9 protein-coding genes are annotated in these 11,035 nt (G+C 62.1%); all 9 read left to right on the top strand.

All coding sequences use genetic code 11. The features are described 5' to 3' along the window. Positions 1-537: 537 nt before the first annotated feature. The 9 genes from E0L37_RS20935 to E0L37_RS20975 all read left to right on the top strand — a co-directional run bounded on the left by E0L37_RS20935 (position 538) and on the right by E0L37_RS20975 (position 10,749). Complete coding sequence (locus tag E0L37_RS20935; RefSeq protein ID WP_133493584.1) at positions 538-783, top strand: OadG family protein; 246 nt, start codon at positions 538-540, stop codon at positions 781-783. Positions 784-800: 17 nt separating this feature from the next. Next, a complete protein-coding gene (gene oadA, locus E0L37_RS20940; protein ID WP_133493585.1) occupies positions 801-2,579 on the top strand; it encodes a sodium-extruding oxaloacetate decarboxylase subunit alpha in 1,779 nt (592 codons plus the stop codon). A 3-nt stretch (positions 2,580-2,582) separates the two neighbouring features. Further along, the gene (locus tag E0L37_RS20945; protein WP_133493586.1) at positions 2,583-3,881 is read left to right on the top strand and encodes a sodium ion-translocating decarboxylase subunit beta; all 1,299 of its coding nucleotides are present in this window, start codon (positions 2,583-2,585) and stop codon (positions 3,879-3,881) included. Between the two features lie 44 nt (positions 3,882-3,925). Then, on the top strand, positions 3,926-4,930 hold the full coding sequence (locus E0L37_RS20950) for a DUF5924 family protein (RefSeq protein WP_240687530.1): 1,005 nt from the start codon (positions 3,926-3,928) through the stop codon (positions 4,928-4,930). Positions 4,931-5,434: 504 nt separating this feature from the next. Further along, positions 5,435-6,763 carry a CmpA/NrtA family ABC transporter substrate-binding protein gene (locus E0L37_RS20955; protein WP_370450657.1) on the top strand — a complete coding sequence of 443 codons (1,329 nt, stop codon included), beginning with the start codon at positions 5,435-5,437 and terminating at the stop codon, positions 6,761-6,763. Between the two features lie 16 nt (positions 6,764-6,779). After that, positions 6,780-7,781, top strand: a complete 1,002-nt coding sequence (locus E0L37_RS20960; RefSeq protein WP_133493588.1) for an ABC transporter permease — start codon at positions 6,780-6,782, stop codon at positions 7,779-7,781. An 8-nt stretch (positions 7,782-7,789) separates the two neighbouring features. Then, positions 7,790-8,650 carry an ABC transporter ATP-binding protein gene (locus E0L37_RS20965; RefSeq protein WP_133493589.1) on the top strand — a complete coding sequence of 287 codons (861 nt, stop codon included), beginning with the start codon at positions 7,790-7,792 and terminating at the stop codon, positions 8,648-8,650. 127 nt (positions 8,651-8,777) lie between these two features. Continuing rightward, complete coding sequence (locus E0L37_RS20970) at positions 8,778-9,401, top strand: ANTAR domain-containing response regulator (RefSeq protein ID WP_166643115.1); 624 nt, start codon at positions 8,778-8,780, stop codon at positions 9,399-9,401. Positions 9,402-9,600: 199 nt separating this feature from the next. Continuing rightward, on the top strand, positions 9,601-10,749 hold the full coding sequence (locus tag E0L37_RS20975; protein WP_133493590.1) for a CmpA/NrtA family ABC transporter substrate-binding protein: 1,149 nt from the start codon (positions 9,601-9,603) through the stop codon (positions 10,747-10,749). Positions 10,750-11,035 lie beyond the last annotated feature (286 nt).

An 11,035-nucleotide genomic window follows, 5' to 3' on the forward strand; every position in this document is an offset into this window, starting at 1 on the left:
CCTTGGTCATACTCGCCCGCAAACTCGCTCGTATCGCCTTTGCCCTGATGAAGCACAAAACCCTCTATCAATCGGAGGGCCAAATCGCTTGATCTCCAACATAGAATCTCCCACAGCGGCTTCGTGGCAATCCCTGAATGCATGTCTGCGGGGCCGGCGGCTTGAGGTGTCAGCGAATTGCGGAATCACCGTGGTCCACGGATCGTGATACCGCAACAACGGTACCGCCGCGAATCGGCATTCGTTCCTGAATGTCGACAACTTCCCAATATACGCAGTGAAGCACTTTTCTCCTGAATGCCTCGAAACCCTGTTAACACGGCGCTTCCGGCCCTGAGCTGAAAAAATCGTCCAATCCGCCATCTTGCCTGTTGTCGACAATGCCGCTACATTGCGCCGCACAAGAGATGGCTTTTGCTGCCCAAAAGGCGGCTGAAATATCACGAGGCCGCCAAGGCCCAATATCACGAGGCCGCCAAGGCCCAATATCGCGAGGCCGCCAAGGCCCGACGCTGAATCCTACAGGGGGAGCGCCTGATGACCGCATTACTGTCCCAGGGTCTGGAGTTGATGCTGCTCGGTATGGGAGTGGTGATGACCTTCCTGCTGATTCTGGTGGGTGTGATGGTGACCATGGCCGCGCTGATTAACCGATTCGCGCCGGCTGCCACGGCGCCACCCGCCGCTACGGACAACCCGGCTTCCTCCGCCGAACAACCGTCTCCGCAAGTTCTGGCCGCGATTCAGGCCGCCATTCGACAACATCGGGCTACCCGCCCCTGAGCCGATCGGAACCTCCCATGACCGCGACCCAACCCCTGCGCATCACCGATGTCGTCCTGCGCGATGCCCATCAGTCCCTGCTGGCCACGCGCCTGCGTCTGGATGACATGCTGCCCATCGCCGAGAAGCTTGACCAGATCGGTTATTGGTCCATGGAATCCTGGGGTGGCGCCACGTTCGACGCCTGCATCCGTTACCTTGGGGAAGATCCCTGGGAACGCATTCGGGAACTGAAAAAGGCCATGCCGAACACGCCACAGCAAATGCTGTTGCGCGGGCAGAATCTGCTTGGTTACCGCCACTACGGCGATGACGTGGTGGACGCCTTTGTCGAGCGCGCGGTGAAAAACGGCGTGGACGTGTTCCGTATCTTTGACGCCATGAACGACATGCGCAATATCGAGCGCGCGGTGGCGGCGGTGATCAAGCAGGGCGGGCATGCCCAGGGCACCATCGCTTACACGGTCAGCCCGGTGCACACCCTGGAGGTGTGGGTGGAGCAGGGCAAACGGATCGAAGCCATGGGCGCTGATTCGGTGGCGATCAAGGATATGGCGGGGTTATTGACCCCCAATATCGCCTATGAGTTGGTGAAGCGTCTCAAGGCGGACTTGTCCATACCGGTACACCTGCATTGTCATGCCACCACCGGACTGTCCACCGCCACCGCGCTGAAGGCGGCGGAAGCCGGCATCGACAACGTCGATACCGCGATTTCCTCCATGTCGATGACCTACGGACACAGCCCCACCGAAACGGTGGTGGCGATGCTGCAGGGAACGGAACGGGATACCGGACTGGATCTGAAGCGTCTGGAAGACATCGCCGCTTATTTTCGCCAGGTGCGGCTCAAGTACGCCCGCTTCGAAGGCAGCCTGCGTGGTGTCGACTCACGCATTCTGGTGGCACAGGTGCCCGGCGGCATGCTCACCAATATGGAAAGCCAACTGCGTGAGCAGAACGCGGAGGAGCGCTTCGATGAGGTGTTGGAAGAAATCCCGCGGGTGCGCAAGGACCTGGGCTACATTCCGCTGGTGACCCCCACGTCGCAGATTGTCGGCACCCAGGCAGTGCTGAACGTGCTTGCCGGCGAGCGCTACAAGGCCTTGAGTAAGGAAACCCGTGGTGTGCTGCGCGGCGAATACGGTCTGGCGCCGGCGGCGTTCAACGCCGAATTGCAGACGCGGGCGCTGGAAGGCGACGAGCCGGTGACCTGCCGCCCGGCGGATCTGCTGGAACCCGAACTGGCGCGGTTGCAGCAGGAACTGGAAGACAACGCGCGGCAGCAGAATGTCTCGCTGGCACAGGGCGAGCAGCGTCTGGACGATGTGCTTACCTATGCGCTGTTTCCTCAGGTGGGGCTCAAATTTCTGGCCAACCGTGGCAATGCGGCGGCCTTTGAACCGGCGCCGGAAGAAGACGGCGATGGCAAAGGCGAGGGGGTCTATACCGTTACCGTGGAAGGGCAGAGCTATGTGGTGTCGGTGGCGGATGGCGGTGATGTCGAGGGCATCCGACCGTTGTCCGAGAATGGTGTCCAGGCGCCGGCCGCCGCATCGGCCTCCCAGGTCGGTGGCGCCGGAGAACCACTGAATGCCCCGCTGGCCGGTAACATCTTCGAGGTGCTGGTCAAACCCGGCGACAAGGTCGAACCGGGGCGGAAAGTGCTGGTGCTGGAAGCGATGAAAATGGAGACCGATGTGTCCGCCCACCGCGCCGGCACGGTCCGGGAGGTCCGCGTCAAAAGCGGCGACGCGGTGGCGGTGGGCGACGTTCTGCTGGTGATAGGAGACTGATCCATGGATGCGTTGCTCAGTCTCTGGCACAGCACCGGTTTGTATCACCTGACCTGGGGCCAGGCGGTGATGATCGCGGTCGGTCTGGTGTTGCTGTACCTGGCCATCCGCAAGAATTTTGAACCGCTGTTGCTGGTGCCGATCGGCTTTGGCGGTATTCTCGCCAACATTCCGGTGGCGGGCCTGGCGGAGTCGGCGGTGAGCCAGGCGCTGCACTTCGGCGACGGTGCCTTGCTGGCACAGATGGCTTCCGCTCTTGGTGTCGACCCGGCGACGGGCGTGAAGGCCCTGATGCGGGCTTATCACGATGCGGCACCGGCGTTGCAGTCGCAGTTGCACAGTCTGGCCACCGACGCCAACTTCAACGATGGCCTGCTGTACCTGATCTACACCGTGGGGCTCACCACCGGTGTGTTCCCGCTGCTGATTTTCATGGGCGTCGGAGCGATGACCGATTTCGGCCCGCTGCTGGCCAATCCGCGCACCTTGTTGCTTGGCGCCGCCGCCCAGTTCGGCATATTCGCCGCGCTGCTCGGCGCCTTGGCGCTGAACGCGGTGGGCATGGACTTTTCTCTCGCCGATGCCGCCAGTATCGGTATTATCGGTGGCGCCGACGGCCCCACCAGTATCTACGTCACCGCCCGCCTGGCACCGGATCTGCTTGGCGCCATTGCCGTGGCCGCCTATTCCTATATGGCCCTGGTGCCGCTGATCCAGCCACCGGTGATCCGTCTGCTCACCACCCGCAAGGAGCGGGAAATCCGCATGGAGCAGCTGCGCCCGGTGGGCCGCCTGGAAAAAATACTGTTCCCGGTGCTGCTGCTGATCCTGGTGGCCCTGTTGTTGCCGGACGCGGCACCGCTGCTGGGCATGTTCTGCTTCGGCAACCTGATGCGCGAGGCCGGCGTGGTCAGCCGTCTGGTGGACACCACCAGCAACGCTTTGATCAATACGGTCACTATCCTGCTGGGACTGGCGGTGGGCGCCAAACTCAGCGCCGAGAGCTTCCTGGTGCTGGAAACCCTGGGCATCCTGTTGCTGGGGCTGGCGGCCTTCGTCATCGGTACCGCCTCCGGTGTATTGATGGCCCGGTTGATGAACGCCGTCGGCAAGGTGCCGGTGAACCCGATCATTGGCGCCGCCGGGGTTTCCGCGGTGCCGATGGCGGCGCGGGTGGCCAACCGGGTGGGGCTGGAGTCCAATCCGCACAATCACCTGCTTATGCACGCCATGGGCCCCAATGTGGCCGGCGTGATCGGTTCGGCGGTGGCCGCCGGTGTGCTGTTGAACATGGTGGGCTGACACCGCTATCGGTATCCTGGAGCCCCCTATAACCACTCCGGGTGATGATGAACTCCACGTGGCTTGACGCCCTGATACGCCGCTTTCACCGCTTGCGCTACCTGTGGGCGGTGGGCAGCTTTCTGCTCGGTCTGAGCAGTTATTTCCTGGTGGAACGCAAACCCTGGCTGGCCACGGTGCTGACGGTGATCCTGGTCACCACCTGGCTGGCGCTGCTCACCGAGGGGCTGTGGTCGCGGTTTTTACGCGGCCCGGCCATGCAGAAGCTGTCCCAAGGGGCGTTGAAACTGATGCTCCAGGGGGTGCACCAGGAAGCCTTCTTCTTCACGCTGCCGTTCATTCTGCTGCAATGGTCCGGTGGCGCCGCCTATGTGCTGTTCACGGGGCTGGTGGTGACCAGCGCGCTGGTCAGTATCGTCGATCCCCTGTATTTCCGGCTGGCGGCGCACCGGGCGCTGTATTTTGGCTACCACGCCTGGGCACTGTTCGTGGCGTTGCTGGTGTTATTGCCTCTGATCGTCAAGGTGCCCACCAACCTGGCCCTGGACGGTGCCGCCATTCTCACCGCCCTGGTCGCGCTGCCCAGCTTCTGGCGCGTGGGTGGGCCGCGCCCGGTGTATCGCTGGGTGGCACTGGTGTTGTTCTCGGTGGTGATCGCCAGCGTCCCGCTGTGGGGAGCCCGGCTGGTGCCGCCTCTGACCCTGTCATTGGAACACCGGACCATGGCGTTGACGCTCAATCGCGAGCGCCGCGAACCGCTGGTGACCGGTACCCGCTTCGATGCCTCCGAGCTGAGCGGTGGGCTGTTCGCCTATACCGCGATCCGCGCCCCGCTGGGACTGGGGCAGCCGGTCGATCATTACTGGTACCACGATGGCCAACTGGTGGACCGGATCGGCCTGGAACTCACCGGCGGCCGCCAGGAAGGCTATCGCACCTGGTCCCACAAACGGCATTTCCCGGATCACGCCGAAGGCCGCTGGCGAGTGGAAGTGCGGACCGGCAGAGGGCAGGTGATTGGCGTTCTGCGTTTCGATGTGACGCGCTGATACCGGCAGGCCTCTTCGCTGCCAAGGCAGCTTCCCACAGAGGGGGATTACGGAGCCGCTGTGGGAAGCTGCCTTGGCAGCGAATACCGTGGCAAGTTTATGTCTCCAAAGCCCGCGAATCGGCTTCGGGCCCAGCCTGTCGGAGAATCCTGCCCTGAATCGGCACGCCGAATCGGCGCCGAATTGGTGCGTCTTCCCTGTTTTGGTTACGTCCGTGTTCTCCGGTTTTTCCCCCTTGCCCTGCTAACTGGCTGAGCTGAAAGGTTTTTCCCTTTTGGCACAGGGTTTGCTCCTGTCTAGCCCGGAATGACAAACCAGTGAGAGTGCCACCAATGGCGGTGGCGCGATCACGAGCAAAGGCGCTCAAGAACGTTCGGTGGTATCCGCCGATCGTTCTCGGGCGCTTTTTTTATGGCCACCGTCCATTTTTAAGGTCGGGCAATTCGAAGTACGGAAGGGGTGTGACGCATGATGGGAATTCAACGGTGGTGCCGCCGGCTGGCGATGCTGATGGGGCTGGTGGCGATGCCGGCCCTGGCCGAGACCGTGGGCTGGCCGGAGAAGGCGGAACTGAAATTCGGCTTCATAAAATTGACCGACATGGCGCCACTGGCGGTGGCCTACGAGAAAGGCTACTTCGAGGAAGAAGGGCTGTTCGTGACGCTGGAAGCCCAGGCCAACTGGAAAGTGCTGCTGGACCGGGTCATCGACGGGCAGCTGGACGGCGCCCATATGCTGGCCGGACAGCCCTTGGGCGCCACTATTGGTTATGGCACCCAGGCTCATATCATCACCGCGTTCAGCATGGATCTGAACGGTAACGGTATTACCGTTTCAAATGAGGTCTGGCGGGCGATGAAGGCGTCGATTCCGGAGCGGGACGGCAAACCGGTGCATCCGATCAAGGCGGACACTCTGAAACCGGTGGTGGAAGCCTACCGCAAGGAAGGCAAGGCGTTCCGCATGGGCATGGTATTTCCCGTGTCCACACACAACTACGAGTTGCGTTACTGGCTTGCCGCGGGCGGATTGAATCCCGGCTTCTATGCGCCGCACAAAGGCGATACCAGCGGCCAGTTGCAGGCGGATGTGTTGCTGTCGGTAACGCCACCGCCGCAAATGCCGGCGACCCTGGAGGCGGGCACCATTCACGGGTATTGCGTGGGCGAGCCCTGGAACCAGCAAGCGGTGTTCAAGGGCATCGGCGTGCCGGTGATCACCGACTACGAAATCTGGAAAAACAATCCGGAAAAGGTGTTCGGTGTCAGCAAGGCGTGGGCGGATCACTACCCCAACACCCATATCCGCGTGGTCAAGGCGCTGATTCGCGCCGCCAAATGGCTGGACGAAAACGATAACGCCAATCGTGCCGAGGCGGTGAAAATCCTGGCTCGTCCCAACTACGTCGGCGCCGACGAGGAGGTGATCGCCAATTCCATGACCGGCACCTTCGAGTATGAGAAAGGCGACGCCCGGCCGGTGCCGGATTTCAACGTATTCTTCCGCCATAACGCCACCTACCCGTACTACTCCGATGCCATCTGGTATTTGACGCAAATGCGCCGCTGGGGGCAGATCAGCGAAAGCAAACCGGACAGTTGGTATCTGGAAACCGCGCGCAAAGTGTATCGGCCCGATGTCTACGTCGCCGCCGCCGAGGCACTGATCGAAGAAGGCAAGATGAGCGCGGATGACTTTCCCGACTTTGACAGCGAGGACGGTTTCAAACCGCCGCAAAGCGAGTTCATCGACGGCATTACCTATGACGGCCGTCACCCGAATACCTATCTGGACCAATTCTCCATCGGCTTGAAAGAAGGCGACCGTCTCTGAGCGGCGAGGAGGCTTCATGGTAACAATGACACTGCCGGACTGGCTGGCGTCCTGTCGCGATCTGATGCGCGGCAAGGCCGGGCCAGCGCAACAGCAAGCCGTCCTGCGGCAACTGGTCTGGCCGTTGCTGGGAATCCTGTTGTTTTTACTGCTGTGGCATTGGGCGGCGCGGAATATTCAAACCTCGCTGGGACAATTCCCCGGCCCCGCCACCGTCTGGGAGCAGACCCAGGCGCTCTATCAGGAGCATCGTGAAGCGCGTCAGCGGGAGGTGGCTTTCCATGAGCGTCAGGAGAAATACATCGAGACACGCCTGGCGCAGCAGCCCGATTGGCAACCGGTGCGTCGGGACTACACCGGCGCGCCCACCTTTTTCGACCAGATCGGCACCAGCCTGATTACCGTGATGAGCGGTTTTCTGCTGGCCTCGGCGCTGGCGATACCGTTGGGGATCGTGGTCGGGCTGAGTGCCGGCCTGCACGCGGCGGTGAATCCGTTGATCCAGATTTTCAAACCGGTGTCGCCACTGGCCTGGTTGCCGTTGGTGACCATGGTGGTCAGCGCGGTTTATACCAGCGGCGATCCGTGGATCGCCAAGTCGTTTCTCAACTCCATGTTCACCGTCACGCTCTGCTGTCTGTGGCCCACCTTGTTGAACACCGCGGTGGGGGTGACCTCGGTGAGCAGTGATCTGATCAACGTGTCACGGGTCTTGCGCCTCAACGCCTTCGAGCATGTTCGGCGCATCGTGTTGCCTTCGGCGTTGCCGATGATGTTCACCGGCCTGCGTTTGAGCCTCGGGGTGGCCTGGATGGTGCTGATCGCGGCGGAAATGCTGGCGCAGAACCCAGGGTTGGGAAAATTCGTCTGGGATGAATTCCAGAACGGCAGTTCCCAGTCCCTGGGCCGCATCATGGTGGCGGTGCTGGTGATCGGTCTGATCGGCTTTCTACTGGACCGGCTGATGCTGGCGTTGCAGCGATTTCTGGTTTGGGACAAGAGCGCCGCGCGGCGTTAGGGGGAGGTATGACAGCGTTATTGGAATTGTCCAACGTGGGCATGGCCTTCGATACACCAACGGGGCGTTTCGAGGCTCTGAAGGACGTGAATCTGAAAATCGCCGCCGGCGAATTCGTGTCGCTGATCGGGCACTCCGGCTGTGGCAAATCCACCGTGCTGAATATTGTCGCCGGGCTGCTGCGTGCCACCGACGGCGGTGTGATTCTGGACCGCCGGGAAGTCAGCGAGCCCGGCCCGGAGCGGGCGGTGGTATTCCAGAATCACTCGCTGCTGCCGTGGCTGACGGCCTTCGAAAACGTGGAACTGGCGGTGCGGCAGGTGTTCCGAAAACAAAAGAGCAAAAAGGAAATGCGTGACTGGGTGGCGCATAACCTGGAGCTGGTGCACATGGGGCATGCCATGGACAAGACGCCGCGGGAGATTTCCGGTGGCATGAAGCAGCGGGTGGGCATTGCCCGGGCATTGGCGATGCAGCCGCGTGTGTTGCTCATGGATGAACCCTTCGGAGCACTGGACGCGCTCACCCGCGCCCATCTGCAGGATTCGCTGATGGCCATTCACGCGCAACTGGGCACCACCGTGATCATGATTACCCATGATGTGGACGAGGCGGTGTTGTTGTCCGATCGCATCATGATGATGAGCAATGGCCCGTCCGCCACCATTGGCGAAGTGCTGCCGGTGACATTACCGAGGCCCCGCGACCGGGTGGCGCTGGCCGACGATCCTGGCTACCACCGCTGCCGGCAAAAAGTGCTGCGCTTCTTGTATGAGAAGCAGCGCAAGGTGACGCCGCTGTCCGGCCGGCAAGAGCCCGCGCCCTCCTGTCTCACCGGCACCGATGCGCCACCACGGGGCAGAGGATGAGCGGATCGTGCACCGCAATGGTGCATGGCGCCCGCCTCGGCGTGGGGCCGACCACGGAAACCGGCGCTGATGGTCTTTGGCATAGCGGTTGCTTCCCTGAGGAAGACGAGGAAAGCCGCGCCTGACCATGGGCTTTACACCAACCAGGGATGCCGACGAGCCGATGCCATTGAAGATCATGCTGGTGGATGACCAGCCGCCACGGGCGGCCATGCTTGAGCGGGCGCTGGAAGACGAGGGCCATGTCATTCTGTGCCGGCTCACCAGCGCCGCCGGTCTGTCTCAAAAGGTGATGGCCTGCAATCCCGACATGGTGATCGTCGATATGAACGCACCGGACCGGGACACTCTGGAGAGCATGGCGTTGGTGCAACGCGATATGCCACGCCCGATCGTCATGTTCTGTGGCCAGGACGATGAGGCGCTGATTGTCGCCGCGTTGCGCGCCGGGGTCAGTGCCTACGTGGCGGGGGAGACCGATCTGTCCCGGGTGCGCAGCGTGATGCGCGTGGCCACCGCTCGCTTCCGTGAATATCAGGCCTTGAGAGAAGAACTGGAACGGACTCGTGAGGCGCTGGAGGAACGCAAGCTGATCGAGCGCGCCAAGGGTTTGTTGATGCAACGGCGTCGCCTCAATGAACAGGACGCCTACGCCATGCTGCGCCGTCAGGCCATGAATACCGGGCAACCGCTGATACAGGTTGCCCGTTCGGTGCTGGATTACGCCGATTTGTTGAAAGCCCAGGGGTGATGAAAGGCGCCGGACGCTGGACGCTTGACGCCGGCCACGAAAATCGCAGGCCCACAAGGAGAATGACTTTGTTTGAAGTGCGATACAGTTCGATCGGAGTCTGGCCGTTGCCAGTATTCCTATGTAGGGAAGAGGCGGCGCGTTCAGAGCGTCCGGCATCCAGCGTCCGGCGTCTGGCGGCACTTGCGGAGCAAGCGCCATGAAACTCCGCATCGGCTATATGCCGCTCACCGACAGCCTGCCGTTGGTGGTGGCCCAGCAAGCCGGTTATTTCGCCGACGAAGGTCTGGACGTGGAACTGCAACCGGAATGGAGCTGGGCCAGCTTGCGCGACCGTTTGCTGGTGGGGCAGGTGAACGCGGCGCCGATGCTGGCTCCCATGTTACTGGGCACCTCCCTCGGCTTGGGTTGCATCAAGAAGCCGTTGGCCACCGCCTTCTCCATGGGCGTCAACGGTAATGGCGTGACCGTGTCGCCGATGCTGTATCACGGTCTGTGCGCGTTGGCATCCGGGCCTTCGCCCCAGGACATGGCGGCGGCGCTGAACAAGCTGGTGGCGGCCCGTGCCAGCGCCGGTGACGCGCCGCTGGTACTGGCGGTGGTGTTTCCTTTTTCCTGCCACGCTTATCAGCTGCGCCACTGGCTGGCGGTGGCGGGGCTCGATCCGGACCACGACGTCAAACTGGTGGTGCTGCCGCCGTCGCAAATGGTGGATCATTTACGGCTCGGTCACATCGACGGTTTCTGTGTGGGCGAACCCTGGAACAGTCTGGCGGCGCTTACCGGCGCCGGACATTGCCTTCTGTCCGGCTACCAGATCTGGGAAAACGCGCCGGAAAAAGTGCTGGCGGTGACCCGTGAGTGGGCGGCGGCCCATCCGGATACCCATCGTGCTCTTCTGCGCGCCCTGTATCGGGCGGCGACCCATGCCGATGAACATCTGCAGGCGTGTCTGGAGTGGCTGGCGCATCCGGCCTGGCTGGGCCTGCCGGCGGAAGTGATCGGCGCGCCGTTTTCCCAGCGCTTGCCCGGCGGGCTCACCGGCCAGCCGTTCCCGCATCATCATTTTCACGTGTTTTCCGCCTATCAAGCCAATTTCCCGTGGCGTTCGGACGCGGAGTTTCTGCTTGGGGAGATGCAGCGATGGCGGCAAGGCCGCATCGAGGAGAAAAGCACTTTCGCCGCGCAATGCTACCGCACCGACCTGTATCGGGACGCGGTGCGTGATCTGACCAACCTGCCGGAGGTGGACCACAAGCCGGCGGAACGGCATGCCGGCCAATGGCGGTTACCCGGCGATCTGGCCCCGGTGGAACTGGGGCCGGACCGGTTGTTGCAGGTGGAGTGAGTGAGGCGACAATCGGGATCGGATTACCCTCCATCAAGGGCAGCGGAGTACGACTGTCGGGCAGCTGCGAAACAGTCTGCTTACACGCAATAACGCCGATTCGCCGCCAAGCGGAGCGCCGCCCGGACATCTTCCCACAGCAGGAGCTACGAAGCCGCCGTGGGAGATTCTATGTTGGAGATCAAGCGATTTGGCCCTCCGATTGATAGAGGGTTTTGTGCTTCATCAGGGCAAAGGCGATACGAGCGAGTTTGCGGGCGAGTATGACCAAGGCCTGGGTTTTCTT

Origin of the sequence: Alcanivorax sp. 24, from assembly GCF_004360225.1 — a bacterium.
GTDB lineage: Bacteria > Pseudomonadota > Gammaproteobacteria > Pseudomonadales > Alcanivoracaceae > Alloalcanivorax > Alloalcanivorax xiamenensis.

What these genes read in the sequence shown, in the direction of transcription:
- E0L37_RS20975 (WP_133493590.1), top strand. Translation starts at nt 9,601, where the DNA reads ATGAAACTCCGCATCGGCTATATGCCGCTCACCGACAGCCTGCCGTTG.
- E0L37_RS20960 (WP_133493588.1), top strand. Translation starts at nt 6,780, where the DNA reads ATGGTAACAATGACACTGCCGGACTGGCTGGCGTCCTGTCGCGATCTG.
- E0L37_RS20965 (WP_133493589.1), top strand. Translation starts at nt 7,790, where the DNA reads ATGACAGCGTTATTGGAATTGTCCAACGTGGGCATGGCCTTCGATACA.
- E0L37_RS20970 (WP_166643115.1), top strand. Translation starts at nt 8,778, where the DNA reads ATGGGCTTTACACCAACCAGGGATGCCGACGAGCCGATGCCATTGAAG.
- E0L37_RS20955 (WP_370450657.1), top strand. Translation starts at nt 5,435, where the DNA reads ATGCTGATGGGGCTGGTGGCGATGCCGGCCCTGGCCGAGACCGTGGGC.
- oadA (WP_133493585.1), top strand. Translation starts at nt 801, where the DNA reads ATGACCGCGACCCAACCCCTGCGCATCACCGATGTCGTCCTGCGCGAT.
- E0L37_RS20945 (WP_133493586.1), top strand. Translation starts at nt 2,583, where the DNA reads ATGGATGCGTTGCTCAGTCTCTGGCACAGCACCGGTTTGTATCACCTG.
- E0L37_RS20950 (WP_240687530.1), top strand. Translation starts at nt 3,926, where the DNA reads ATGATGAACTCCACGTGGCTTGACGCCCTGATACGCCGCTTTCACCGC.
- E0L37_RS20935 (WP_133493584.1), top strand. Translation starts at nt 538, where the DNA reads ATGACCGCATTACTGTCCCAGGGTCTGGAGTTGATGCTGCTCGGTATG.